Here is a 25,591-nt window from a genome sequence, read left to right as displayed (position 1 = left end):
ATGAGCGAGAAGATCATCGCGAAGGTGGTGGACCGCGCGCAGGCGGCAATCGATCCGGCCGAGGGCATCGCGGCGGTTTCCGATCCGGGCTTCGGCGGCATCGATGTGTTCATCGGCAAAGTGCGCGACGTCAATGTGGGCCGGCGGGTGACCGGGATCACCTACGACCTGTTTGAACCACTGGTGCTGAACGAATTCAAGCGGCTGGCCGCCGAGGTCGAGGCCACGTTCGGGCCGAAGCTGAAGCTGTATGTGGCACATGCCAAGGGGCGGTTGGGCATTGGTGATGTGGCGGTGGTGGTGGCGGCGGGCAGCCCGCATCGAGACGAGGCGTTCCGCGCCTGCCGGCAGTTGATCGAGGTGGTGAAACACCAGTGCCCGATCTGGAAGCAGGAACATTACGAGGACGGCGACAGCGAGTGGAGCGAGGGGTGCAGCCTGTGCCATGCGGACAGCGAAGCTTCGCACTCCCATGACCATACGCATGACCACGGGCATTGACCGCGCCCTTCAGGGCGCGGGACTCAGTAGATCCACGCCATGCGTGGATGAGGCTTTCCCGATGCACCCGGCCGACGCAGCCACGCATGGCGTGGCTCTACTGCGATGAGCATCAACGGCATCGTGCTGGCCGGTGGCCTGTCCACCCGGATGGGCCGCGACAAGGCACTGCTGCCGTGGCAGGGTCGAACCCTGCTGGAACACGTGCGGGGCCTGTTGATGCAGGCCGGCGCACGCGAGGTCTGGGTCAGCGGAAACTACCCGGCGTTTGGCGGAATCCCGGATCGGGTTGCACGCTGCGGCCCACTGGGCGGCCTCTACAGTGTGGCGATGCAGATGACGGATGGCCCTGCCTGGGTGGTGCCGGTCGATACGCCGCGGGTGACACCCGCGCTGTTGCAGCGCCTGCAGGCCGATCAAGCGCGCGCCTGCACGGTATTCGACGATGAACCGTTGCCGATGCGGTTGCAGATCGATGATCATTGCCGCCGCGTGCTGCAGGCCTTGATCGATGACCCGACGGCGCGCCGTTCACTGCGCGCCCTGCAGGAACGCCTGGGCGTGACACGGTTGCCACTGGCGCCGGAGGATCAGGCGTTGCTGCTCAACTGCAATACCCCGTCGGAATGGGAGTCCATCACAGCATGAAGGTCCAGCTGCAACAGCAATCGATGCGCCTGCGCGTGGATGAAGAAGAACTGGCTCGATTGCTGGCAGGTGAATCGGTGGAGAACCTGACGCGCTTTGGTGGCAGCGGTGGCTGGGGCGTGGCGCTGTCGCTGCATGCCGGCGACCAGGCCGTGCTGCTCGATGGCGGTACATTCTGCCGGTTGGTACTGCCGCGCCAGGCCGTCGAGTCGCTGGCGGGGAGGCTGCCCTGCCGCGATGGCCTGGGCTTCGGTATCGCGTTGGATGACGACAGCATGCTGCAGCTGCAGTTCGACGTGGACGTGCGCGACAGCATGCGGCAGCGTGGCCCGCAGCGGCGTTCTGAACCTGCGCCCGAGTAGGCGCAGGTTGCGCAGGGCCGGGTGGTGCGCTGTCGTATGATGAGGGCCTTCGTTACTGCGTCGCTGCAATGCCCCTGAACCCCTCCGCTCCGCCCGCGTCCCGACCGGCCACGCCCAATCCGGCAGCGGCCGACGACGGAGACGCGCTGCACTTCTGCAGCACCTGCGCGTTCTCCGATGCCTGCATGTCGCAGGGCTACGACAAGACCGCGCTGGGCGAACTGCATGTGCTGGTCGACCACGTCGGCCCGTTCCAGGCCGGCGACTACCTGTTCCGTGCAGGCGATCCGTTCGACTCGATCGCAGCGGTCCGCGCGGGCATGGTCAAGACCTTTGTCGATGACAGCCAGGGCAATGAGCAGGTGCTGGGTTTCAGCCTGCCGGGCGAGGTGATCGGGCTCAATGCCATCCATGGCGCGCGCTTTCCCTGCAACGCCGTGGCCCTGGACACCGTCTACCTGTGCCGGATCTCGTTCCCGCGATTGAGCCTGCTGGCCAGCCGCATGCCGGGGCTGCAGGCGCGGCTGTTCAGCCTGCTCAGCGCCGAGATCGGCAAGGTGGCCACGCTGGCCGCCAACCATCGCACCGAGGAGCGCATGGCGGCGTTCCTGCTGGATCTTTCCGAGCGCTATGCCCGGCGGGGCTTCTCGGCGACCCGATTCAACCTGAGCATGGCACGCACCGATATCGCCAACTACCTGCGGATGGCGCCGGAGACAGTGAGCCGCGTGCTGCGCCGTTTGAGCGAAGAGGGTGTGATTGCGGTGAACCAACGTGAGATGCTGTTGCTGCAACCCGAACGGCTGGCGGCGTTGGCCGTGGCTCGGGAATCCGGACTGGACTGATCAGGCAAGCGAGGGGCCGACCCATGATGCGAGCGGGGCTGTTGGTGCTGGGAATGCTGGCTGCAGTACCGGCCTGGGCGGCCGACCTGACGGTGTCGGCGGCATCGAGCCTGACCGAGAGCTTCCGCGAGCTGGGCGCGGCGTATGAGAGGGCGCACCCGGGAACCAAGGTCGATTTCAACTTCGCCGCATCCGGCGTGCTGCTGCAGCAGATCAGCCGTGGCGCACCGGTGGATGTGTTCGCGTCGGCCGATGAAACCACGATGGACCAGGCCCAGCAGCAGGACCTGCTGGCGGCCGGTACCCGCGAGGTGTTCGCGGTGAACGCGCTGTGGGTGGTGGTACCGCCGCAGGCCAGGGCCGCGCCGCGCACCTTGAAGGACCTGGCCGGTGCCGGTGTGCAGCGCGTTGCGCTGGGCAACCCGGACAGCGTGCCGGTCGGTCGCTATGCCAAGCGTGCGTTGGAAGCGGCCGGCCTGTGGCCGTTGGTACAGGGCAGGATCATCACGACGCAGAACGTGCGCCAGTCGCTGGATTACGTGGCGCGCGGTGAAGTGGATGCCGGCTTCGTCTATGCCACCGATGCACAGGCGATGCCCGACCGGGTGCGCCGCGCCTTCGCGGTTCCGGTGGCGGGGCGCATTGCCTATCCGCTGGCGGTGACCAAGGCCAGCGCGCAGTCGGCCGAAGCCAGGCGCTTCACCGCCTTCGTGCGTTCGGCGCCGGGCCAGGCGATCCTGGCCAAGCACGGGTTCGGCAAGCCCTGACGCATGGATCTGGACTGGAGCGCACTGGGGTTGTCGCTGAAGGTGGCCGGCTGGGCCACCGCGATCAATCTGGTGCTGGGCGTGGCACTGGGCGCGCTGCTGGCGCGGCGGCGCTTTCCCGGCCGCGAGCTGCTGGATTCGCTGCTGACCCTGCCGATGGTGCTGCCACCGACGGTACTGGGCTATTACCTGCTGGTGCTGATCGGCCGCAACGGCCCGATCGGCGCGTGGCTGCAGTCGTGGTTCGGCATCAACCTGGTGTTCACCTGGCAGGCCGCGGTGATCGCCGCGGCGGTGGCTTCGCTGCCGCTGGTGTTCAAGCCGGCACGCGCGGCGTTCGAAGAAGTGGACGGGCAGCTGGAGCAGGCCGCGCGCACGCTTGGAGTTTCCGAAGCAGCGGTGTTCTTCCGCGTCACGCTGCCGCTGGCGTGGCGCGGCATTCTTGCCGGCCTGCTGCTGGCCTTCGCACGCGCGATGGGTGAGTTTGGCGCGACATTGATGGTGGCCGGCAGCATTCCGGGACGCACGCAGACGCTGTCGATCGCCATCTACGAGGCGGTGCAGGCGGGCCAGGATGGCAAGGCCAATGCGCTGGTGATCCTGACTTCGGTGGTGTGCATCGTGATCCTGTTGCTGGCAGCGCGGCTGGTGGGCGGGCGTCGCCGGGAGCTGCGTGATGTGGCTTGACCTGCAGGTGCAGCGCCGCCTGCAGGCGGCCGGCCAGGACTTCGTGTTGGACGTATCGCTGCAGTGCACGCAGCGGCAGGTGGTGCTGTTCGGGCCTTCAGGCGCCGGCAAGAGCCTGACCCTGAAGGCGGTGGCCGGGCTGCTGCGGCCGGGCCAGGGCCATGTGCGCCTGCAGGGGCAGACCCTGTTCGACGCGGCCACCGCTGTGGATCTGCCGCCGCAGCGCCGCCGGCTGGGCTACGTGTTCCAGGATTACGCGTTGTTCCCGCACCTGAGCGTGCGCCAGAACGTGGCGTTCGGGCTGCAGAAGGGCTGGTTGAATCCGCGGGTCGGCCAGCGTTTCGATGCGGTGGAGCAGTGGCTGCACGCATTCCGCATCGACACGGTGGGCGATCTGCTGCCGTCGCAGGTCTCCGGTGGCCAGCGCCAGCGCACTGCATTGGCGCGCGCCCTGGTGACGCAGCCGCAGGCGCTGCTGCTGGATGAGCCGTTCTCCGCACTGGACCATGACCTGCGCCAGCATCTGCGCCAGGAGCTGGAGACCGTGCTGGACAAGACCGGCATTCCGCTGCTGTTGATCAGCCACGATCCACAGGACGTGGCCATGTTCGGCCAGCAGGTGGCGCGCGTGGTGGATGGTCGCATCGTCGGCGGTTGACCCGTGATGGACGCACCGGCGATGGTTGGTCACATCTGATGGTAGTGCCGGCCGCTGGCCGGCAACCTCGGTATCCTGGGCAGCCGGCCAGCGGCCGGCTCTACCGTGATGCACGGGCGATGGTTGGCTACATGTTCTGGTAGTGCCGGCCGCTGGCCGGCAACCAAGGGATACTAGGCAGCCGGCCAGCGGCCGGCTCTACCGGTCCAGGATTCGTGCAGTCCAGTGGGAGGGATCAATACAACTCACAGTGCGTGCGGCCTTCACCCCGCAGCGCGTCCCAGTGTCCTTCGCCACCGATGGCATCGATGGCCTCGCGCACCGCGCCTTCCAGATGGTGCTTGTTGCCGCACAGGTAAAGATGCCCGCCACGGGCCAGGACGTCGCGCACTTCGCTGGCGCGCTGCTGCAGCACGTGCTGCACATAGATCTTTTCAGCGCCATCGCGCGAGAACGCGGTATGCAGGCCGGCCAGCACGCCACGCGCGTGCCAGTCCTGCAGCTGGTCGCGATACAGGTAATCGTGCTGGCGGTGCTTCTCGCCAAACACCAGGTGCACCTCGCGTTCGCAGCCGTTGGCCTGCAGCTCCTGCATCAGGCCCATCAGCGGTGCGATGCCGGTGCCGGTGCCGACCAGCAGCAGCGGCGCCTGGCCGGTATCGGGCAGGTGGAAGCCAGGGTTGGAGCGGCAGTACACACGGGCGTGGTCGCCGCCATGCAGCAGGCTGCCGGTGGCGGTGCCGAAGCGCTCGCGGCCGCGCAGGATGTAGCGCACTTCGCGCACGCACAGGCTCAGCTGGTCGTCGCACGGGTGTGAGGCGATCGAATAGGCGCGCGGCAGCCGCGGTGAAAGCAGCTCGCGCAGCCGGGCCAGCGGCACGCTGTCCGGCGTGGCGTGGTCCTGCAGCACGTCCAGCAGGTCCAGGCCGTGCAGGTAGGCTTCCAGCTCGCGCTTCTGGCTGACCTTCAACAGGCCCTTCAGTACCTCGCTACCGCCGAGCCTGGCCAGTTCGCGCAGCACGCCCTTGCTCAGCAGGCGCAGCTCGCGGTCGTGCAGGGCGGCCACGGCGGCGGTGTCGCCGTACCAGGTAGCCAATGCCTGCAGCAAGGCAGGGTCGTTCTCGGGTACCACGTGCAGGGTGTCACCCGCGCGGTAGGCCATGCCACTGCCGGCAATGTCCAACTGCAGGTGCCACGCCGCCGGGTCGCTGCTGTTCAAGCGGCGGCGTTCGAGGATGGGAGCGGCAAAGGCATTGTCTTCGCCATAAGCGGTGACCTGCAGGTGCAGATCCTGGCCAGCGCTGAGGTCGCCATCCAGCACCTGGCCGAGCACCGGCTGCCATTGCTGGAAGAACTGCTCGTAGCCCAGGTCGGCGTCCACCCGATGCAGCAGCGGCTGCGCCTGGCGCTCGCTCAGCGCGGCATCCAGCGCCTTGGTGAAGCCGCAGAAGCTCGGGTAGCCGGTATCACCGAGCCCGAACACTGCATAGCGCAGGCCGCTCAGCGTCGGGATCCGGCGCAGCGTTTCGAAGAACTGCTCGCCATTGGCTGGCGGCTCACCGTCACCGAAGGAACTGGAGATCGCCAGCAGCACATCGCCTTGGCCGAGACTGGCTACGTCGATGTCGTTGAACGGGAGCACCTGCGGCCCATGCGGCTGCAGCTCCGCGCCCAGCCGCTGGGCCAGGGCGCGGGCGTTGCCCGACTCGGACGCGAAACCCACCAGCAGACGGCTGAAGGGCGTACTGGTCGGGAGAGCGTTCACGCGGCCTCGTAGAAGTCGTCGAACTTTTCCTTGCTGAACTCGACCAGGTCGTAGTTCTGCATCAGGTCGTTCACCACGCGGCGGATGCTGATGTAGGAGGTGATGTTGCCGTCTGCGTCGAACAGCGGCTGCACGGTGGTGTCGACCACGTAGAGCACGCCGCCCTTGCCGAGGTTGGGCACGATGCCGGTCCAGGTCTTGCCCGCCTTGATGGTGTCCCACATGTCCTTGTAGACGGCCTTGGGAACATCCGGATGGCGCACGATGCTGTGCGGCTGGCCGATCAGTTCCTCGCGGGCGAAGCCGGTGAGCGTGCAGAACAGGTCATTGGCGTAGGTGATGTTGCCCTGCAGGTCGGTGGTGGAGATCACCATGACGTTCTGCATGGCGTTCAGCAGCTGGGCGTTGTCGGGGGTGTAGCTCATCGCAGGGTCCTTGTGGATGCCGGCCGCGCCGGCGTGTTCGGGTCCTGCATAGGAATACGCCCGCGCGGCGGCGGGCGGTTTGACATTGGTCAAGCGCGTAGCGCGAAGGCCTGCGACCGGGTGTCGCAGGGTGAGTCTCTTAAAGACCAATCCAGCTCGGCTCAGGCGGCACGTGGGATTGCCAACAGCCGGGCGTGGGCTCGGCCCCATCGCAGGAGACACGGGCAGGACGCGGGCGCATGTCATGTGTACTGAGCTCATGACGTGTTGTCACAAAGAAATCGCCATGGCTTCACGGTTGATTGATCGCATGCAGGGCTATTGTCGTCCTGAGCCTCTCGCTGACGTCCCCCACGTCCTGCGTCGACTTCCTTCCCACCATCAGCGCCCGTCCGGGCGCCGCTGGCGTCCGTCTGCCTGAAATACCCGAGAGACCCTCCCATGGCCCGCGCTGTCCAGTCCGCTTCATCTGTTGCGACCTCTCCTGGTTCGCTCGTGCCGATCGGCACCCGGCGTGGCCACTCGCAGCCACTGCAGCTGCCGGAACTGGTACAGCGTGTGCTGTTCGTCGCGAGCGAGATGGCCGACTTCATCAAGGCCGGGGGGCTGGGCGACGTGGCCGCAGCCCTGCCGCGTGCGGTACGCGGCGCCTGTGATTCGCGCGTGCTGCTGCCCGGCTACCCGGAGGTACTGCAGCGCCTGCCACAGCTGCAGCGGGTGGGACAGGTCAGCGCGAGGGCGGGCCTGCCTGCGTGCGGAATCGGCATGGCAGTGCAGGCAGACGGCCTTCCGATCTACGTGCTGCTCTCGCCAGAGCTGTACGAGCGCGAAGGTTCGCCATACGTCGATGGGCATGGCCAGGAGTGGAAGGACAACGCGGTTCGCTTCGCCACGCTCTCACACGCGGCGGCGGAGATTGCGGCCGGGCGTGCCGGGCTGGACTGGTCGCCGCAGCTGCTGCACCTGAATGACTGGCCTGTGGCCATGGCCGCAGCCTACGTGCGTTGGGATCGGACCACCGTGCCGACCCTGCTGACCATCCACAACCTGGCTTACCAGGGGCTGTTTCCGTATGCGCTTGCACCTGTGCTGGGCGTGCCGGTCGAGCACCTGGATGAACTGCACTTCCATGGGCAGATGTCGTTCCTGCAGGGTGGCATCACCAATGCCACGCGGCTGAACACGGTCAGCCTGCGCTACGCGCAACAGATCACCGCCCCGGACGATGGTTGCGGACTGCATGATCTGTTGGCCCGCCGCGCCGCCGGTGGCCACCTGAGTGGCATCGTCAACGGCATTGACGCCAGCTGGGACCCCCGTCGTGACATCCATCTCAAGGCCCATTTCGGCATCGGCGAATGGACCGGGCGCGCCACCAATGCGCACGCGGTGCGCAGTGCATTCGGCCTGGCGCCCTCGGCCGGCCCGCTGTTCGCGGTGGTCTCCCGGCTGGTGCACCAGAAAGGCCTGGACATCACATGCGACGTGGCGCCGCAGATCGTGGCGGCTGGCGGCCAGCTGGTCATCATCGGTGGCGGCGAGCCGCAGGTGGAAGCGCAGGTGCAGGCGCTGGCCCGGCGCTACCCCGGACGGGTGGGCGCATTCATCGGCTTCGAAGAGGCGCTGGCCCGCCAGATGTTTGCTGGCGCCGATTTCCTGCTGATGCCCTCACGCTTCGAACCCTGTGGGTTGAGCCAGATGTACGCGCAGCGCTTCGGCTGCCTGCCCATCGCGCACGCGACCGGCGGGCTGGTCGATACCGTTGAGGATGGCGTGACCGGATTCCTGTTCCACGGCGCGAATGCCGATGGCCTGCGCCGCTGTGTGGAACGGGCGATGCGCACCTTCCGCCTGCCCGGCCTGCTGCAGGCCATGCGCCGCGCGGCCATGCTGCGGCCGGGCGGTTGGGATGCGGCGGGGCGCGCATATCTGGCCCTGTACCAGCAGACCTGCCAGGTGGCCGCATGAGTCACGACAGCCTGCAGCCGGTCGCCCTCGAGGACGAGCCCATGGCGACTGCCGGACGGGAGGAGGGCGTGGTGGCTCCGGCCCTGGACGACCTGGTTCATGCACGGCCGGCCGATGCGTTTGCCTGGCTCGGGCCGCACCAACAGCCCGATGGCCAGCGCCAGCTGCGCGTTCTGGTGCCCCACGCGCGTCGCGTGGAGGTGATTGCGGGCCCGGAGCGGCGCTGGGATCTGCAACCGGGTCCCTTGCCCGGCCTGTTCGAAGGTGCAGCAGGTGAAGCGCCCGTGCCGCTGCTCGCCCTGCATTTCGAGCAGGGTGTGGAGCAGGTGCACGATGCCTATTCCTTCGGTCCGCTGCTGGATGAGGCGCTGCTGCAGCATTTCCATGCCGGTGATGCTGATGCAGCGCGGCAGTTGGGCGCAGTAGCGATGCAGGTACAGGGTATCGACGGCGTGCGCTTCGCGGTGTGGGCCCCCAACGCACGAAGGGTTGCCGTGGTCGGCGATTTCAACGGGTGGGATGGCCGGCGCCATCCGATGCGGCTGCGCCACACCGCTGGCGTGTGGGAGCTGTTCCTGCCTGGCGTGCAGGCCGGTGCCCGTTACAAGTTCCGCATTGTCGGCGCCGAGGGCCGGGTGATGCCCGACAAGTTCGATCCGATGGCGCGCTGGGCCGAGCTGCCACCGGCCACCGCCTCGCGGGTGCCTTCGGCCGCGCCGATGCAGTGGCACGATGATGCATGGTTGGCGGCGCGGCGGCAGGCCGGAACCTGCACGCCGCTGTCCATCTACGAAGTGCATGCGGGCTCCTGGCAGCGCAGCGACGATGGTTCGCCGCTGGACTGGGATGCCTTGGCCGACCGGTTGATTCCGTACGTGGCAGGGCTTGGTTTCACCCACATCGAGCTGCTGCCGGTCAGCGAGCATCCCTTTGGCGGTTCCTGGGGCTATCAGCCACTGGGGATCTACGCGCCAACGGCGCGCCATGGCACGCCACAGGCGTTCGCGCGCTTCGTGGACCGCTGCCATCAGGCCGGCATCGGGGTGATCGTGGACTGGGTGAGCGCGCACTTCCCCAACGATGCTCATGGCCTGGCCGGGTTCGATGGGACCGCGCTGTACGAGCATGCCGACCCGCGTGAAGGGGTGCACGCCGACTGGGACACGCTGATCTACAACTATGGCCGCAACGAAGTGGCCGCCTACCTGATCGGCAGTGCATTGGAGTGGGTGGAGCGGTTCCACATCGACGGTCTGCGCGTGGATGCCGTGGCGTCCATGCTGTACCGGGATTACAGCCGTGCCGAGGGCCAGTGGATACCCAACGAGCAGGGCGGGCGCGAGAACCTGCAGGCGGTCGCGTTCCTGCGGCGGATGAACCAGACGCTGCGCGAGCGCTTTCCGGACGTGCTGGTGATCGCCGAGGAATCCACTGCATGGCCGGGGGTGACCGCGCCGGTGGAGCAGGGCGGGCTTGGTTTCACCCACAAATGGAACATGGGCTGGATGCACGACACCCTGCAGTACCTGGGGCGCAATCCGGTTCATCGCCCGCATCACCATAGTGAGATCAGCTTCGGCCTGGTCTACGCCTTCTCCGAACAGTTCGTGCTTCCGCTTTCGCATGACGAGGTGGTGCACGGCAAGGGAGCGCTGCTGGCCAAGATGGCGGGCGAGCCGGCGCAGCGGCTGGCCCAGCTCCGCGCGTACTACGGTTTCATGTGGGCGCACCCGGGCAGCAAACTGCTGTTCATGGGCGGCGAGTTCGGTCAGGGACAGGAGTGGTCGCACGATGCGGCACTGGACTGGGCACGGGCGGCCAGCAACGAGGGCCAGGGCCTGTCGCGCCTGGTGGGCGACCTCAATGCCGTGCTGCGCTCCGAACCCGCGTTGCACCGCGACGAACGCGACGAACGCGGTTTCGACTGGAGCGTGGCCGACGACAGCCGCAACAGCGTCTACGCCTTCATCCGCCGGGATCCGGCCGGTAGCGGCCGCACCCTTTTGGTAGTGAGCAACTTCACTCCGGTACGTCGCGACGGCTACCGGGTCGGTGTGCCGCAACCGGGGTGTTGGACCGAACGGCTCAACACCGACAGCGGTTACTACGGTGGCGGCAACGCGGGAAACCTCGGCGCAGTGCATACCGAGCCGAGGCCGATGCATGGTCACGCGCAGTCGCTGCGGCTCACACTGCCGCCGCTGTCCACGCTGTACCTGCAGGTTGATGCATGACCGCAGTGGCGCCGCGCCTGGGCGCATGGCCGGTGGCCGGTGAAGGTGTCGAGTTCCGCGTGTGGGCACCGGACGCAGGCACCGTGGCGCTGTGCCTGCAGGGCGTGCTGCGGCCGATGCACCGCGACCCGGACGGCTGCCACTGGCTGCGGACACAGGCGTCGCATGGTGACCGCTACCGGTTCCGCCTGCCGTCCGGTCAGGACGTGCCCGACCCGGCCTCGCGCTGGCAACCGGACGGCGTCGATGGTGACAGCGCGGTGGTGCTTGGCACGGATGGAGCACATCCCACGTGGCAGGGGCATGCCTGGCAGGACCTGGTGATCTATGAAGTGCACATCGAGGCCGGCGGCGGGTTCGCGGCGTTGACCGCGCAGCTGCCGATGCTGGCGGCCCTGGGCATCACCGCCATTGAACTGATGCCGGTCGCGCAGTTTCCCGGTGGCCGCAACTGGGGCTACGACGGCGTGTTCCCGTATGCACCCGCGCAGGCCTATGGCGGTCCGTCCGCGCTGAAGGCCTTTGTCGACGCCGCGCACGATGCAGGGCTCTCGGTGCTGCTGGATGTGGTCTACAACCACTTCGGGCCGCAGGGGAACCGTCTGCGCGACTACGCGCGCGGGTTCTTCCGTGACGATCGCAGCACGCCGTGGGGCGAGGCCATCGACTTCCGCCAGCCCTGGGTGCGGCGCTTCTTCATCGACAATGCGCTGATGTGGCTGCGCGACTATGGCGTCGACGGACTGCGCCTGGATGCTGTGCACGCCATTGACGATGACCGGTTCCTGCAGCAGCTGGCCGATGAGGTACGCTCGGCGGTGCCGCAGGCGCACCTGGTGCTGGAGAACGAACGCAACCAGGCGCGGTGGCTGCGCGGCGCCTATCAGGGGCAGTGGAACGACGACTTCCACAACGCGCTGCATGTGATGCTGACCGGCGAGCAGGAAGGCTATTACGCGGCCTATGCCGGGCGCGCCGAAGCACTCCTGGCGCGCTGCCTGGCCGAAGGATTCGCCTGGCAGGGCGAGCCGGACCTGCACGGCCATCCCCGTGGCGAGCCCAGCGTCGACCTGTCGCCCGCGCGTTTTGTGGTATTCGCGCAGAACCACGACCAGGTGGGCAACCGCGCCTTCGGCGAGCGCCTGTCGATGCTGACCGATCCTGCCCCGCTGCGCGCGGCGCTGGCCCTGACCCTGCTGACGCCGATGATCCCGCTGCTGTTCATGGGCGAACCGTGGCAGGCGCAATCGCCATTCCTGTTCTTCACCGACTACGCGCCACCGCTGGACGAAGCCGTGCGCGAGGGACGTCGCCGTGAATTCGCGGGTTTCAGCGCCTTTGCCGGTGTCGCCTCGCGCGCGCGCATTCCGGACCCGAACGATGCGGCGACCCTGCAGGCCTCGTACACACTGCCACCCGGCGATGATCCCTGGTCGCAGCACTGGCTGCGCTGCACGGGTGAGTTCCTCGGCCTGCGCAGGCGCTATCTGCAGCCTGGCCTGCTGCAGGCGCGGTCGCTGGGCGCGCGCGTGCTGGGCCAAGGCGCGGTGCAGGCGGGCTGGCAGTTGCCCTCGGGCCAATGGTGGATCGCGATCAACGTGGGCCCTGTGCCGGTGGCGCATGCGGTGCCGGCCGGCGAGTGCGTCGTTGGGCCGGACGCGGCCGCGATGCTGCCGGCAGGCGGCGGTGCGCTTGCGCGCTGGATCGCCGCATGAATACGGATGCGGCGGTGCGGGAGGCGGCTCGCCGTGTGGGCCTGCTGGTCCGCTGGACCGACGTGGCCGGAGCAGAGCGCGAGGTTGCGCCGGACGTGCTGCGCGCCGTGCTGTCGGAGTTCGCGTGCGACGGTGCGCCGGTGGCCCACCCGTTGCTCACCGCCTGCTGTGGTCAGCTCCTGGCCATGCCTGAGGCAACGGGCGCGGCGTGCTGGGTGGATGAGCAGGGCGCAGCGTTGCCTGCACGTGCGGATGCGCAAGGGCGCTGGCGGGTTCCGGATCAGCCAGGCTATTGGCAGTGGCGCCAGGGCGGGCAGCAACAGGCGGTTGCGGTGGCACCGCAGCGTGCCTGGTGGCCGCAGGGCCTGCTGCGCGGTTGGGGTCTGTCGGCGCAGGTCTACAGCCTGCGCGCGCCCGGTGATGCCGGCATCGGTGACAGCGCCGGCTGTGCGCGGTGGCGCGAGCTGCTGCACCGTCACGGCGGCGATGCACTGGCGTTGAGTCCGCTGCACGCCGGCCTGGCACCGGGCACGGGCTACAGTCCTTACTCGCCCAGCGACCGGCGCTGGCTCGATCCGCTGCAGGTGTCGCTGCCGCAGGTTTTGCCGGAGGCCGCCGGCAGCGTGTTGCGCGAGGACGAAGCACTGGCGATGGCCGTTGAAGCGGCTACCGCAGCACGCCGCATCGACTGGCCGCACTCGGCGGCAGTGAAGTGGCGCTGGCTGCGCCAGGGGCGCCAATGGCTGCGGCAGCAGGCGCCGGCACAGTACGAACAGATGCAGACGTGGTGCGATGCGCAGGGCGAACCCCTGCTGCAGTATTGCCAGCACGCCGCCGACCGATTCACTGGAAGCGCCGACGACCATGCGTTTGCGCAGTGGTTGGCGCGGCAAGGCTGGGCGCAGGTGCAGGCGGGACTGCGCAACGACGGCGCGTCGATCGGACTGATCGCGGATCTGGCAGTGGGTTGTGCACCGCAGGGCGTCGAGGCCCGGACCGGCGGCGACCGCCTGCTGCAGGGCCTCGAGCTGGGCGCGCCGCCGGATGCGTTCAATCCGCTGGGCCAGGCCTGGGGTATCACCAGCTGGTCACCCTCTGCGTTGCAGCGCGAGGGGTTTGAACCGTTCATCCGCGTGTTGCGCGCCGTGATGGCGGGTCGCGGTGGATTGCGCATCGACCACATCCTGGGCCTGCAGCGGCTGTGGGTGCTGCCTCGTGGCGCGGGCGCCGGGCAGGGGGTGTATCTGCGCTATCCGTTCGATGATCTGATCAACCTGCTGGTGCTGGAATCGTGGCGCCATCGCTGCGTGCTGATTGGCGAAGACCTGGGCGTGGTTCCTCCGGGTATCCGCCAGCGACTGGCAGCCCGTGGCGTGCTGGGGCTGGAGGTGCTGCCGTTCGCCCGCAACGGTGAGCGCTTCCTGCCGGCGCCACGGTGGCGCCGCGATGCGGTGGCCATGCCCTCCACCCATGATCTGCCGCCGCTGGCCGGCTGGCTGCGTGGGCGCGACCTGCGCTGGCGTGCACGCCTGGGTGAGCTGACCGAGCTTCCCGCGGCGCTGCACGCGCGTGCCAGCGAGGTACAGGCGCTGTCCGCAGTCGCCCGGGGCGAGGGCGCGACGCTGGAAGCGCGTGCGCTGTCACTGGTGGCGCACGCACCTTCACGGCTGGCGCTGCTCCCGCTGGAAGATGCGCTGGGCAGCCGCGCGCAGGTGAACCTGCCGGGTACCGTCAACGGTCACCCGAACTGGCGCCGACGCTTGCCGCTTGCGTGGGATCCGGACGCGGCCGACGCGCGCATTGCCCGGTTCAGCGCCACGCGGCGCAAGGCGGGACGATGACCCGGTTGCGTGCCACCGCACGCCTGCAGCTGCATGCAGGCTTCAACTTCGAGGCCGCTGCGGCGCAGCTGCCGTACTACGCCGCGCTGGGCGTCAGCCACCTTTACCTGTCGCCGATCAGCGCTGCGATGCCAGGGTCCATGCATGGCTACGATGGCATCGACCCGGCCCGCATCAATCCGGAACTGGGCGGCGAAGAAGCCTTCCAGCGGCTGGCGACAGCGGCGCGTGCGCATGGCATGGGCCTGATCCTGGACATCGTACCCAACCATCTTGCGGCATCCCCGCAGACGCCCTGGTGGAACGATGTGCTGCTGCACGGGTGCAGAAGTCCCCATGCAGGATGGTTCGACATTGACTGGGAGGCGCCGGGTTGCGAGGGCCGGCTCTGGCTGCCTGTGCTGGACCGGCCACTGCACGACGCCGTGCGCGATGGCGTGTTGCGCGTAGCAGTGGACGATGAGCGGCCGACGCTGCGTCATCACGGGCTGGCATTGCCGTTGTCTCCGCGCAGCCATCCGCTGGCACCCGCGCAGTGGCCGGCATGGGCGGAACGCTGCAACCGCAGCGTCGAACGGTTGCACACGCTGCTGCAGCGGCAGCACTACCGGCTGGCTTGGTGGCGCACGGCGGCCGATCAGGTGAACTACCGGCGCTTCTTCGACATCAACGAACTGGCCGCACTGCGGGTGGAGCGCGACGATGTGTTCGCGGCGGTGCATGCGCTGCCGTTGCGGCTGGTGCGTGCGGGGTGGGTTGACGGCCTGCGCATTGACCATGTGGATGGCCTGTCGTCACCCGGGCCGTACCTGCAACACCTGCGTGCGTCGCTCGACGCGGCCTGCGCGGCAGGCGGTCGCGACCCACAGGCAGTGAGCGTGCATGTGGAGAAGATACTGGCGGAGGACGAACAGCTGCCCGATGGCTGGGCCTGCGACGGCACGACGGGCTATGACTTCATGGACCAGGTTGGCGCCTGGCTGCATGATCCGGCTGCTGCACCCGCGCTCTCCCGCACCTGGCAAGCGGCGAGTGGCGACGCGCGCAGCTTTGACGACTTGCAGCAGGATGCCCGCAGCATGCTGCTGCGCACGTCGCTTCACACCGACTTCCAGCGACTGCTGCGCAGCGCGCAGCGGGTCCTGCAGCCCCGGCTGGCGGAAGCCGATATCGGAGCCGCTGCGCTTGCCCGTGCATTGGCCGCGCTGCTGCGGCACTACCGTACCTACCGCCCCTATTCGCTGCAGGATGCAGGTGAACGGAAGGCCTTGGTGGACGCTGCCGCGGCAGCACGCGAGGCACTGGACGGTACGGCACACGCGGCACTGGATCTGCTGCTGCGGGCACTTCCCGGCGAGGCGGAGGCCGAGCGCGCGCTGCGGGTGAGATTCGGGCAATTGGCCGCGCCGTTGAATGCCAAGTCGGTGGAGGACACAGGCTTCTATCGTTACTTCAGGCTGCTGTCGCGCAACGAAGTCGGAAGTGATCCGCAGCGGCTGGGCATGGAGGGACGCGAGCTGCTGGAACACGCAGTGAGACGCCTGCAGCGCCATCCGCGGGCATTGCTTGCGCTGGCGACCCACGATCACAAGCGCGGGGCCGACAGCCGGGCGCGGCTGGCGGTTCTCAGCACCTGCACGGTCGAGTGGCGGGACGCCGTGCGGCGCTGGAGCCGGATGTCGACCCGCGCGGGCGCGCCGATGCCGTTGCCGGGTGCCGAGGCCTATGCGCTGTGGGAGGCGCTCGTGGCCGCGTGGCCGATGCACGGTAACCCGGGCGCCGACTTCGCATCGAGGATGGTGCAATGGCTGACCAAGGCGTTGCGCGAGGGCAAACGGGTCAGCAGCTGGTCCGATCCCAACGTGGCGGTGGAGGAGGCCGCCGCGCAGTGGCTGCACGCACTGCTGGATGGAGCGCCATTGCAGCCGGTGCGGGAGGCGCTGGCGACGTTCGTGGCGCGCATTGCGCCGGCCGGCGCCTGCAACGGCCTGGCACAGCTGTGCCTGCAGCACTGCCTGCCCGGCGTGCCCGACCTCTACCAGGGCGGAGAAGGCTGGGACCTGAGCCTGGTGGACCCGGACAACCGGCGTGCCGTGGACTATCCAGTGCGGCAGGCGTGGCTGCGCGATACGCGCGGTTGGCCCGCCCTGCTGGAGGACTGGCGGGACGGTGGCATCAAGGCATTTCTGCTCAGGCGCTTGCTGGAGTGCCGCCGCAGGCACCCGCAGCTGTTCCTGCACGGCCAACTGCAGCCGCTGTCCGTACCGGCGCGTTCGCCCTGGCTGGCATTCGCGCGCAGGCATCAGGCGCAGGTGCTGCTGGTGATCGTGCGGCGTGGTTCGCCCACCGCCGTGCCCGGGCCCAGCCTGCACGCAGCACACGACGTCGGCACTGGCGTGATGCTGCACGGGCTGCCGACAGGCCCCATGCGCAACCTGCTGGACGGGCGCATCGAACATTTCAAGGCAACCGGGGACGCGGCACGGCTTCTGGCTGGCAGCCCGTTGGCGGTATGGATCAACGAGGAGACGGACAGGAATGGACAGCAGGGAACGACGGCAGCGGATTGAGGCATTGGCCCACCAGATATGGGAAGCGGAAGGGCGGCCGGACGACCAGCAGCAGCGGCATTGGCACATGGCCGAGCGCCTGGTGGAAGCCGAGATTGCCGCTGCCCGCGACGAGGAGGGAACCGATGGCCAGCCGTAAGTGGACGCAGACCTCGCGGGTGCGCGAAGGCCGGCCTTTCCCGCTGGGGGCGACCTGGGACGGATTGGGTGTGAACTTCGCGCTGTACTCGCGGCACGCCACCCGGGTGGAACTCTGCCTGTTCGACGCGCGCAACCGTGAAGTCGAGCGTATCGCGCTGCCCGAGTACACCAACGAGATCTGGCACGGCTACCTGCCGGACGTGCGGCCCGGGCAACGTTACGGCTACCGGGTGCACGGCCCGTATGCCCCGGAAGAGGGCCATCGCTTCAATCCCAACAAGCTGCTGCTGGACCCCTACGCCAAGCAGATCGTCGGCGAACTGAAGTGGGCCCCACACCTGTTCGGCTACACCCTGGGTCACCGCGATGGCGATCTCAGTTTCGACCGCCGCGACAGCGCCAGTTACATGCCACGCTGTGCCGTGATCGATCCGGCCTTCAGCTGGGGCGTCGAGCGTGCACCTGCCACGCCCTGGGACCGGACCGTGATCTACGAAGCCCACGTGCGCGGACTGACCATGCAGCATCCCGACGTCCCGCAGGCCGAGCGCGGTACCTTCTCCGCGTTGCGGCACGATGCGGTGGTCGACCACCTCAGCCATCTGGGGGTGACCGCCATCGAGCTGCTGCCGGTGCATGCCTACGTGGATGACCAGCAGCTGCTCGAGCGCGGGCTGCGCAACTACTGGGGATACAACACCATCGGCTTCTTCGCGCCGCAGGCACGCTATCTGTCGCTGGGCACCGTGGCCGAGTTCAAGCAGATGGTCGCGCGCCTGCACAACGCGGGCATCGAGGTCATCCTGGACGTTGTGTACAACCACACGGCCGAAGGCAACGAGCTGGGCCCTACGCTGTCGTTCAAGGGCATCGACAACGCCAGCTACTACCGTTTGGCCGATGATCGCCGCTATTACATCAACGATACGGGTACCGGCAATACCTTCGACCTGACCAATGCCGGTGCGCTGCGCATGGTCATGGACTCCCTGCGCTACTGGGTGACCGAGATGCGGGTGGATGGGTTCCGCTTCGACCTGGCAACCATCCTCGGCCGCGAACGGCATGGCTTCGACGCCTCGGGCAGCTTCCTCGATGCGGTACGCCAGGACCCGATTCTCAGCCAGGTGAAGCTGATTGCCGAGCCATGGGACATCGGCCCGGGCGGCTACCAGCTGGGCCAGTTTCCGCCGGGCTGGGCCGAGTGGAACGACCGCTTCCGCGACACGGTGCGCGCGCTGTGGCGTGGCGATGGCGGGCAGCTGGCGGAGTTTGCCACGCGCTTCACTGGCTCGGCCGACCTGTTCGAACACCACGGCAGGCGACCGTCGGCCAGCATCAATCTGGTGACGGCGCATGATGGATTCACCCTGCACGATCTGGTCAGCTACAACGATCGCCACAACGAGGCCAACGGCGAGGACAACCGTGACGGCCACTCGCACAACCTCTCCAGCAACCACGGCGTGGAGGGAGACACCGATGATGCGGCGATCCTTTCGTTGCGTGCGCGGCAGATGCGCAACCTGCTGGCCACGCTGCTGCTGGCGCAGGGAACGCCGATGCTGCTGGCAGGCGATGAGTTCGGCCATTCGCAGCAGGGCAACAACAACGCCTACTGCCAGGACAATCCACTGAGCTGGATCGACTGGGAGCGCGCAGCATTGCCGGCTGCACAGGCGCAGGTGGCGTTCGTGCGGCGGGCGCTGTCACTGCGCCGGCGCTACGGCCTGCTGCGCCGGAACCGGTTCCTGCGCGGCGAGTACGATGAGGCGCTGGGCCTGCGCGATATCGACTGGCGGCATCCCGATGGTCGCGGCATGGAGGAAGCGGACTGGCATGACGCAGGGCTGCGTGCGCTGGCGATCGTGCTGGACGGTCGCAGTCCGGACAGTGGCCTGCGCGAGCCCGGGCGGCATGTCAGCCTGGCCCTGCTGTTGAACGCGGGGGAGCAGCCGCAGCGGTTCTGTGTGTCAGACGACGCCCTGTCGTTCCGGCGCGTGCTCCTGCAGACCGACGAAACGCCGTTGGAGCCGGATGAGAAAGGCGCCTGGACGCTGCCGCCGCGCAGCCTGTGCCTGCTGGCGGCAAGCAGCAGCGCGTGATTGCACTGCTGCGCCACTACGGTACGCCGGGCATTGCCCGGCGGACCGGTAGCTACCCCATCAGATAGCGCAGCACACCCGCCGAGACCACGCCGATCAGCACGGTCGGCAGCATCGACAGCCGCGTGGCGGCCAGCAGGGTGATCGCCAGCGCGGCCAGGTCGGCCGGCTTGTCGGCGACGAAGTCCGGGGCGATCACCGAGATCAGCACGCAGCCCGGCGCGGCTTCCATCACCGTCACTGCGCGTTTGCTCAGTGTGCGGTTGCGCAGCGCGAGGAAGCCGACGATGCGGGTCAGGTAGGTGGCGGCGGCCATCAGCACGATGGTCAGCACCGAGGTCCAGTGGATCAGTCCGTTGAAGATCATGCTGCGTCCTCCGCCAGCAGCCAGGCGGCCGCCAGGCCGGCCAATGCGCCGCTGGCCACGTACCAGGCACCCGGAATCAGCAGGTAGGTGGCAGCGGCCACCACCAGGCTGACCAGCCACGGCCGTGCGGCCTTCATGCCCTGCCACATGCCACGCAGCAGCACCAGGAACACGGCGGGGAAGGCCATGTCGAAGCCGTAGGCGTGGATGTCGCCCAGCATCGGGCCGACGATCGCGCCCAGCGCGGTGCAGGCCACCCAGACCGTGTACAGGCCTGCCGAGACGCCCAGGTAGTAGGCCAGGCTGAAGCCAAGCGCGCGTCGGCGCGCGTCGGCCACGCCCATCGCCCAGCTCTCGTCGCACATGAAGAACAGGGCTGGCAGCACGCGGCGGCGCGGCAGGTGCTGCAGCAGCGGGGCCAGGCTGGCGCCCATCAGCAGGTGGCGGCTGTTGACCAGCGCGGTGATTGCCACAATCAGTGCGATGTGCGGTGGCGAGGTCCACAGTTCGACGGCAGCGAACTCCGAGCCGCCAGCGAAGTTGAGGCCGGTCATCAGCGGCACTTCCAGTGCGCTCAGGCCTTTCTGGGCTGCCTGCGCGCCGAGCACCAAGGCGAAGGGAATGAAGCCGATCATCACCGGCACGGCGGCGCGCAGGCCGCGCAGGAATTCGGCACGCGGCGCGGTATCGCAGGTGTCAGGCAGGGGGAGGGTGGTACGGGCGTCCATCGAACGGCACAACAAGGTGGGGGTGGCCCATGCTAGCGGTCCAATCGCGAAATCGGGTTGCGTTGATACCACTTGATTCTGGATGATTGATATTTCATGCGGCCAGAAGTGAAAGGGGTGAAATTCCATGCAGTACCAGCTGGACAACCTCGATCGGCGCATCCTCGACGCCCTGCAGCGCGACGGCCGCCTGCAGAACCTGGAGCTGGCTCGCCAGGTCGGGCTGTCGCCGTCGGCCTGCCTGCGCCGGGTGCGTCTGCTGGAGGAGGGCGGCTACATCGACCGCTATGTGGCCTTGTTGAACGAGGCCAAGGTGGGCCGTGGCTTCACGGTGTTCGTGCGGGTGTGGCTGCGCGGGCAGGACGAGGACACCACCAATCATTTCATCAACAGCATCAAGTCGTTCCCGGAAGTGCTTGAATGCCATCTGATGGCCGGTGACTGCGATTTCCTGTTGCGGGTGGCGGTGGCCGACCTGGATGCCTACCGGCAGTTCCAGATGCAGCACCTGAACCGGATTGCGGGGGTGCAGAACACCAAGACCGAGATTCCGATGCAGCGGATCAAGCAGACGACCCAGCTGCCGCTTTGAGGGATGGGGTTTGCGGCCGGGTTGCACCCGGCACCCGCGGGTAGTGCCGGCCGCTGGCCGGCAACCTCAGAAGCAACAGCAACAGCAACAGCAACAGCAACAGCAACAGCAACAGCAACAGCAACAGCGGGCCTGCTGAGGGATGGCGGGGTGGGTCCGGTTGCGGGGGACGCTGCAAGTACGTCCATGTAAGCTCGGTCGCCGCATCCATGCGGCTCACGCCCCCGCAACCGGACCCACCCCGCCTTCGACAGATTTCCACGATCTGCCGGAACGGCATGAGCTGCTCCTGGTGGGTGTCGACCTTGGTCGACACGTTTGGGTCGGTACGGGGTCGGATCCCGTTGCTGCGCAACGGGCTCTTACCCTGTGAGCAAATGAACAGGTCTGTTCGATTCATTGATTCCTGATGCGTGACTGGCTTTACGGAGCCTGGCTCGATGCCAGGCCGTGGGCGGCGGTCATCGCAATGACATGTACCCCCAGTACGGTTTGAGCCCGCTTGCGGGTCGCGCGCGGGCCGGGCTTCCGGTGGTGGCGCGCGTCCACTGCAGCTGCTGTCGCTGCCGAGGGTCATGTGTTCTACGTCAGGGGGCTGAATGGACACCATGCGGTCAGAATTTGGAAGGTGGCCATCGCCGCATGGCTGCTGCTGTCCTTTGCCGCTGCCGCGCAGGACGCTGTTCATGCCTACGACATTCCCGCGCAGCCGCTGGAACAGGCGGTCGAGCGCTTCAGCGTCATCAGTGGGTGGTCAGTGATGTACCCGGGTGACCTGGCCGCCGGCCGCAGCAGCCATGCGCTGCGCGGCAGCCTGGCGCCGCTGCCTGCGTTGCAGGTGCTGCTGCAGGACTCCGGTATCGAGGCCGAGGTGATCGGCGAGCAGCGCGTGGTGCTGCGCCGGGGTGCGCCCTCGGCCGCCGCATCGGGAGTTGGCGCCGAACTTCCCGAGGCCGAACGTCGGCGTCGCTACGGCGGCCTGCAGCAGCGGCTGCGTGCGGCGTTCTGTGACGACCCGGAGATCGCGCCCGGCCGCTATGCCGCGACGCTGCGCTTCCGCATCGACGGCGCGGGCCAGGTGAGCGAGCCCGAGCTGCTGTCAGGCAGTGGCAGCGCCCGCCGCGATGCGCGCCTGCTGCAGGCGCTGCAGGGCCTGGTGCTGGCGCCCGATGCCGCTGCGCTGCCGCAGCCGGTGACGCTGCAGATCCGTCCTTCCGGCACCGACCATGACTGTGGCCGGCGCGCGCCCCTTCCATGACTTCAAGGATTCGAACATGAGCAACGGTACGGCTGGGGCAATTGACCTGATGGACCACCTTCTGGGTGCCTACGATGAGCTGAAGCGCCGGCTGGTGCGCAAGCTGGGCTCGGAGGAGCTGGCCGGCGACGCGCTGCAGGACACGTGGATGCGCCTGAGCGCGCGGCGTGACCGCCTGGATGCCGTGCAGAACCCCGCGGCCTACCTGCTGCGCATGGCAATGAATACCGTGATCGATCGCCAACGTGCTGACCACCGCCTGCTGAGCCTGGAGGAGGTGGATACGCTGATGGACATGGCCGACCCTGCACCCGGCCCGGCGCAGGCGGCCGAACTGGACTTCGCGCTGGAAGACATGGTTGGCCTGCTGCAGCGCATGCCCGAGCGCCGTCGCCGCATCCTGCTGGCGATCCGCGTCGATGGCCTGCAGCAGCGCGACGTGGCCGACCACCTCGGTGTGTCGCTGCGACTGGTGCAGCGTGAGCTGAAGGCGGCCCAGGACTACCTGGCCGAGCGCAGCGGGCAGGGGCGCCAGGTGCGGTTCTGAACGGCGGCATCCGTCTACACTTTGACGCCGAGCAGAACCCCGCAGCGTGCGGGTCCGGCATGAGCCCCCATGGATCCTGACGATCGCCCGCAACGCCCGCTGGATGCCGTCGAGCGTCAGGCGCACGCGTGGGTGGTGCGGCTGACCTCGGGCGAGGCGACCGCCGCCGACGGGCGCAGGTTCCGTGCGTGGTGCGAGTCGGATCCGCGTCATCGTGAGGCGTTCGGCCGTGCGCGCCGGCAATGGGAGCAGGTACGGCTGGCCGGCGAGCAGCTGCCCGCCGCCGCGCGCCAACCGGTGGCGCCGACGCCGGCCCAGCGCTGGAGCCGGCGCGCCTTCCTGGGCGCGGCGATTGCCGCCCCGGCCAGCCTGGTGGTGGTGGCGGCAATCCGCCCGCCGCTGGGGCTGTGGCCTTCGGTGACGGCGATGACGGCCGATTTCCACACCGGCACCGGTGAACGTCTGCAGATCGCGCCCTTGCCACAGCTGAAGATCGAACTGGATACGCAGAGCAGCCTGCGCCGCCGCGCCGACAAGCAGGGCGAAGGCTTCGAGCTGGTGCAGGGCCAGGCCGCGATCGAAACCGGGGCTGGCCTGCGCCTGGCGCTGTTCGCGGGCCCGGGTTGCGTGATTGCCGGTGAAGGCGCGGTGCGCCTGGATGTGCGCAACACCCACGGCCAGGTACGGGTGACCTGCCTGCAGGGCAGCGCCCGCATCGAGCATCCGCAGGGCCGGCTGCAGTTGCAGGCCGGCCAGCAGACCCACTATGACGAGCGCCTCAGTGGCGTGGTGGCCGAGGCCGTGGCTTCTGAGGTGAGCGCCTGGACCGAAGGCATGCTGGTGTTCCGCCGCGCACCGCTGCGTGAAGTGGTGGACGAGATCAACCGCTACCGCCGCGGCAAGGTGCTGCTGGGAGAATCGGCGTTGGCGCGCGCGCCGGTCAGCGGTCGCTTCCGTATTGATGATCCGGACGCGGCACTGGAGCAGCTGCGACTGACGATGTCGCTGGATCTGCGTCGCTTTCCGGGTGGCATTGCCGTCCTTGGATAGATGAAGACGCTGGCCGTGCGCGCCGCGCAGGGCTGTTGCAAGCGAGGAGAGGCCAAGGATGCGCAACGAGACCATCGGTGTGCTGGATCTGCGTCGCAATCTGTCGGCGCTGCTGGAAACCACGCAGCGACGGCCATTGATGGTGCATCGCTATGGCTCACCTTGGGTGTGCGTGGTGTCCGATGCACAGTGGCAGCAACAGGCGGTGCTGCTGGACTTTGATCCGCAGTCGCACCCGCTGGCGATGCTGCTGCGCCTGCAGCAGCAGTCGCTTCCGCTGCCTGAAGCCGGTGCGTTGCCGCCCGCGGCGGTTGCACGCGCACTGCTGTTGATGGACATGCATGGCATTGAGGATCTCGCACAGCTGCACGACCAGGTGCTTCACCATCGCCTCTGGCATTGGTTCGTAGCAGGCACCCATGGTGTGATGGACGGTTGGCAGCTGCCGGCGCTGCGCGTTGCGATGGCGTCATGGTTCGATGACGTGGACATGTCCAATGCGCTGGCAACATTCGCCGCGCGCAGCGACGTGGCGATACTGGCGCGCCGTTGTGGAGGCGAAGCGCCGCGGCTGGAACGCGAAGCCTGCAGGCAGATGACGCTGCGATGACGTTGTCGATGAAGCGCCACGCAGTGCACAGAGCTGCATGCGCGCTGTCGCTTCACCTGCCTTGCTGACGTCTTCTCCAGAGTACGACGCACCACGCGTCGTGGAGCACGGGCGGCGCCGATGGCAGACAGTCGCAGGATCAGCATGCTGGAGCTGGATCGTCACCTGAGCCAGTCACTGGAGCAGGCACGGCATGCACCATTGAACGTGCAGCGCTATGGGCGCTCGTGGGTCTGGGTGCTGTCCAGCGACGCCTGGGCGGATGCGGCGCGCTGGGCGGCACTGGATGGTAGTGCGCACCCACTGGCGGCGCTGCGAAAAGCCCTCGACCTGCAGCTGCGGCCCTGGCCCGAGGCGGCGATGAGCCCGCTACCGCTTGATGCAGGCGATGCGCGGCTGCTGCAGCGCGCGGCTCTGCTGGTGGTCGTGCGCGATCTCAACAGTGCCCAGCGCGTGTACGACGACCTGCGCTATCACCAGGCCTATCGGTTGTTCATCGGCCTCGATCATGGAACGGCATGGTCGCCGATGCAGTGCGTGCGCCTGCTGCAGGCCTGCGCGCACCCGTTGCTGCGCGGCTGCATCGACGATGCGCTGGCCAGCGTGCCGCAGCACCTGTTCGAGTCCGCATGTGCCCCGGCTGCACGTACTGCGCCTGCACTGGGACACGCGCAGCGGATTTCCAGCGGATGTTTATCGTACTGACACATGCACCGCTGACCATGGCGCAGCGGTCTCTTCCAGGATGACGAGGGCGGAACAATGGCAAGGCAGGTTCGTGGTCGCAGGGCTCGGCAGCAGGGTTTCAGCCTGATCGAGATCATGGTGGTGGTGGTGATCATCGGCATCCTCGCCGCATTGATCGTGCCGCGGTTGATGGACCGCCCCGACCAGGCGCGCGTAGTGGCGGCGCGCCAGGACATCGCTGCATTGATGCAGGCGTTGAAACTGTTCAAGCTGGACAACGGGCGCTATCCCAGTGCCGAGCAGGGGCTGCAGGCGCTGGTGAAGCCACCGCAGGGTGGTGGCGCGATGCCGGTCACGCCCTATCTGGATCGCCTGCCCAATGATCCATGGGGCCATCCGTACCAGTACCAGATTCCCGGAACCCATGGCGACATCGATGTGTTCTCGCTGGGCGCGGACAGCAAGCCCGGTGGCGACGCCGGGAACGCGGACATCGGCTCCTGGCAGCTGTGAGGCAGGC

At 67.9% G+C, this 25,591-nt stretch carries 25 protein-coding genes; 21 read left to right on the top strand and 4 right to left on the bottom strand.

All coding sequences use genetic code 11. The features are described from left to right. The 7 genes from JLDANKMP_RS13290 (at nt 1) to JLDANKMP_RS13260 (ending at nt 4,468) form a co-directional block, all read left to right on the top strand. Nucleotides 1-501 (top strand): molybdenum cofactor biosynthesis protein MoaE, encoded by a 501-nt coding sequence (locus tag JLDANKMP_RS13290; protein WP_005413670.1) that lies wholly within the window; start codon nt 1-3, stop codon nt 499-501. Nucleotides 502-606: 105 nt separating this feature from the next. Next, entirely contained in the window at nt 607-1,149 is a 543-nt protein-coding gene (locus tag JLDANKMP_RS13285) for a molybdenum cofactor guanylyltransferase (protein ID WP_212561367.1), read from the top strand. After that, on the top strand, nt 1,146-1,511 hold the full coding sequence (locus JLDANKMP_RS13280) for a hypothetical protein (RefSeq protein WP_005413668.1): 366 nt from the start codon (nt 1,146-1,148) through the stop codon (nt 1,509-1,511). Before JLDANKMP_RS13285 ends, JLDANKMP_RS13280 begins: the two co-directional genes overlap by 4 nt. A 68-nt stretch (nt 1,512-1,579) precedes the next feature. After that, a complete protein-coding gene (locus JLDANKMP_RS13275; RefSeq protein ID WP_212561366.1) occupies nt 1,580-2,356 on the top strand; it encodes a helix-turn-helix domain-containing protein in 777 nt (258 codons plus the stop codon). A gap of 23 nt (nt 2,357-2,379) precedes the next feature. Further along, nucleotides 2,380-3,123, top strand: a complete 744-nt coding sequence (gene modA / locus JLDANKMP_RS13270; RefSeq protein ID WP_212561365.1) for a molybdate ABC transporter substrate-binding protein — start codon at nt 2,380-2,382, stop codon at nt 3,121-3,123. Nucleotides 3,124-3,126: 3 nt separating this feature from the next. Continuing rightward, nucleotides 3,127-3,810: a molybdate ABC transporter permease subunit gene (gene modB / locus JLDANKMP_RS13265; RefSeq protein WP_005409908.1), complete on the top strand. Its 684-nt coding sequence runs from the start codon at nt 3,127-3,129 to the stop codon at nt 3,808-3,810. Then, nucleotides 3,800-4,468: an ATP-binding cassette domain-containing protein gene (locus JLDANKMP_RS13260; RefSeq protein WP_212561364.1), complete on the top strand. Its 669-nt coding sequence runs from the start codon at nt 3,800-3,802 to the stop codon at nt 4,466-4,468. Before modB ends, JLDANKMP_RS13260 begins: the two co-directional genes overlap by 11 nt. Nucleotides 4,469-4,703: 235 nt before the next feature. On the opposite strand, the gene JLDANKMP_RS13255 is transcribed toward JLDANKMP_RS13260, so the two are convergent. Both JLDANKMP_RS13255 and JLDANKMP_RS13250 read right to left on the bottom strand, forming a co-directional pair. Then, complete coding sequence (locus JLDANKMP_RS13255) at nt 4,704-6,233, bottom strand: sulfite reductase flavoprotein subunit alpha (protein ID WP_212561363.1); 1,530 nt, start codon at nt 6,231-6,233, stop codon at nt 4,704-4,706. After that, nucleotides 6,230-6,658 (bottom strand): PAS sensor domain-containing protein, encoded by a 429-nt coding sequence (locus tag JLDANKMP_RS13250; protein WP_005409905.1) that lies wholly within the window; start codon nt 6,656-6,658, stop codon nt 6,230-6,232. The genes JLDANKMP_RS13255 and JLDANKMP_RS13250 overlap by 4 nt, the downstream gene beginning before the upstream one ends. 441 nt (nt 6,659-7,099) lie before the next feature. Between JLDANKMP_RS13250 and glgA the strand changes: the two genes are divergently transcribed. Genes glgA through glgX form a run of 7 tightly spaced genes read left to right on the top strand, consistent with a single transcriptional unit; the run spans nt 7,100 to nt 19,232 of the window. After that, nucleotides 7,100-8,626: a glycogen synthase GlgA gene (gene glgA, locus JLDANKMP_RS13245; protein WP_212561362.1), complete on the top strand. Its 1,527-nt coding sequence runs from the start codon at nt 7,100-7,102 to the stop codon at nt 8,624-8,626. Further along, on the top strand, nt 8,623-10,860 hold the full coding sequence (locus JLDANKMP_RS13240) for a 1,4-alpha-glucan branching enzyme (RefSeq protein ID WP_212561361.1): 2,238 nt from the start codon (nt 8,623-8,625) through the stop codon (nt 10,858-10,860). Before glgA ends, JLDANKMP_RS13240 begins: the two co-directional genes overlap by 4 nt. Further along, nucleotides 10,857-12,575 carry a malto-oligosyltrehalose trehalohydrolase gene (gene treZ / locus JLDANKMP_RS13235; protein ID WP_212561360.1) on the top strand — a complete coding sequence of 573 codons (1,719 nt, stop codon included), beginning with the start codon at nt 10,857-10,859 and terminating at the stop codon, nt 12,573-12,575. The genes JLDANKMP_RS13240 and treZ overlap by 4 nt, the downstream gene beginning before the upstream one ends. Further along, a complete protein-coding gene (locus JLDANKMP_RS13230; RefSeq protein ID WP_114618329.1) occupies nt 12,572-14,416 on the top strand; it encodes a 4-alpha-glucanotransferase in 1,845 nt (614 codons plus the stop codon). Before treZ ends, JLDANKMP_RS13230 begins: the two co-directional genes overlap by 4 nt. Then, nucleotides 14,413-16,986 carry a malto-oligosyltrehalose synthase gene (treY, locus tag JLDANKMP_RS13225; RefSeq protein WP_212561359.1) on the top strand — a complete coding sequence of 858 codons (2,574 nt, stop codon included), beginning with the start codon at nt 14,413-14,415 and terminating at the stop codon, nt 16,984-16,986. Before JLDANKMP_RS13230 ends, treY begins: the two co-directional genes overlap by 4 nt. Further along, nucleotides 16,955-17,125 carry a DUF2934 domain-containing protein gene (locus JLDANKMP_RS13220; RefSeq protein WP_005413658.1) on the top strand — a complete coding sequence of 57 codons (171 nt, stop codon included), beginning with the start codon at nt 16,955-16,957 and terminating at the stop codon, nt 17,123-17,125. The genes treY and JLDANKMP_RS13220 overlap by 32 nt, the downstream gene beginning before the upstream one ends. Next, nucleotides 17,112-19,232 carry a glycogen debranching protein GlgX gene (glgX, locus tag JLDANKMP_RS13215; protein ID WP_212561358.1) on the top strand — a complete coding sequence of 707 codons (2,121 nt, stop codon included), beginning with the start codon at nt 17,112-17,114 and terminating at the stop codon, nt 19,230-19,232. The genes JLDANKMP_RS13220 and glgX overlap by 14 nt, the downstream gene beginning before the upstream one ends. Nucleotides 19,233-19,284: 52 nt before the next feature. Here glgX and JLDANKMP_RS13210 read toward each other — a convergent pair whose 3' ends face one another. Beyond that, nucleotides 19,285-19,599, bottom strand: coding sequence for an AzlD family protein (locus tag JLDANKMP_RS13210; RefSeq protein ID WP_005409898.1), 315 nt, complete (start codon nt 19,597-19,599; stop codon nt 19,285-19,287). Continuing rightward, nucleotides 19,596-20,327 (bottom strand): AzlC family ABC transporter permease, encoded by a 732-nt coding sequence (locus tag JLDANKMP_RS13205; protein ID WP_065177662.1) that lies wholly within the window; start codon nt 20,325-20,327, stop codon nt 19,596-19,598. Before JLDANKMP_RS13205 ends, JLDANKMP_RS13210 begins: the two co-directional genes overlap by 4 nt. A gap of 127 nt (nt 20,328-20,454) precedes the next feature. Here JLDANKMP_RS13205 and JLDANKMP_RS13200 point away from each other — a divergent pair, with 127 nt between their 5' ends. The 7 genes from JLDANKMP_RS13200 to gspG all read left to right on the top strand — a co-directional run bounded on the left by JLDANKMP_RS13200 (nt 20,455) and on the right by gspG (nt 25,584). Then, nucleotides 20,455-20,919: an Lrp/AsnC family transcriptional regulator gene (locus JLDANKMP_RS13200; RefSeq protein WP_005409896.1), complete on the top strand. Its 465-nt coding sequence runs from the start codon at nt 20,455-20,457 to the stop codon at nt 20,917-20,919. Nucleotides 20,920-21,496: 577 nt separating this feature from the next. Beyond that, nucleotides 21,497-22,177 carry a TonB C-terminal domain-containing protein gene (locus JLDANKMP_RS13195; RefSeq protein WP_111118316.1) on the top strand — a complete coding sequence of 227 codons (681 nt, stop codon included), beginning with the start codon at nt 21,497-21,499 and terminating at the stop codon, nt 22,175-22,177. Between the two features lie 16 nt (nt 22,178-22,193). Then, nucleotides 22,194-22,724 (top strand): sigma-70 family RNA polymerase sigma factor, encoded by a 531-nt coding sequence (locus JLDANKMP_RS13190; RefSeq protein WP_032967204.1) that lies wholly within the window; start codon nt 22,194-22,196, stop codon nt 22,722-22,724. A 69-nt stretch (nt 22,725-22,793) separates the two neighbouring features. Then, nucleotides 22,794-23,774 (top strand): DUF4880 domain-containing protein, encoded by a 981-nt coding sequence (locus JLDANKMP_RS13185; RefSeq protein WP_005413651.1) that lies wholly within the window; start codon nt 22,794-22,796, stop codon nt 23,772-23,774. 58 nt (nt 23,775-23,832) lie between these two features. Then, nucleotides 23,833-24,384 (top strand): hypothetical protein, encoded by a 552-nt coding sequence (locus JLDANKMP_RS13180; RefSeq protein ID WP_005413650.1) that lies wholly within the window; start codon nt 23,833-23,835, stop codon nt 24,382-24,384. A 144-nt stretch (nt 24,385-24,528) separates the two neighbouring features. Continuing rightward, a complete protein-coding gene (locus JLDANKMP_RS13175) occupies nt 24,529-25,089 on the top strand; it encodes a hypothetical protein (RefSeq protein ID WP_249336911.1) in 561 nt (186 codons plus the stop codon). A 57-nt stretch (nt 25,090-25,146) separates the two neighbouring features. Continuing rightward, nucleotides 25,147-25,584, top strand: coding sequence for a type II secretion system major pseudopilin GspG (gene gspG, locus JLDANKMP_RS13170; RefSeq protein ID WP_005409890.1), 438 nt, complete (start codon nt 25,147-25,149; stop codon nt 25,582-25,584). Nucleotides 25,585-25,591 lie beyond the last annotated feature (7 nt).

Origin of the sequence: Stenotrophomonas sp. PE591, from assembly GCF_018320795.1 — a bacterium.
In the GTDB taxonomy this organism is placed as follows: domain Bacteria; phylum Pseudomonadota; class Gammaproteobacteria; order Xanthomonadales; family Xanthomonadaceae; genus Stenotrophomonas; species Stenotrophomonas maltophilia.
The sequence above is the reverse complement of the archived record's forward strand: the minus strand, read 5'-3'. Positions and strand labels throughout refer to the sequence as shown.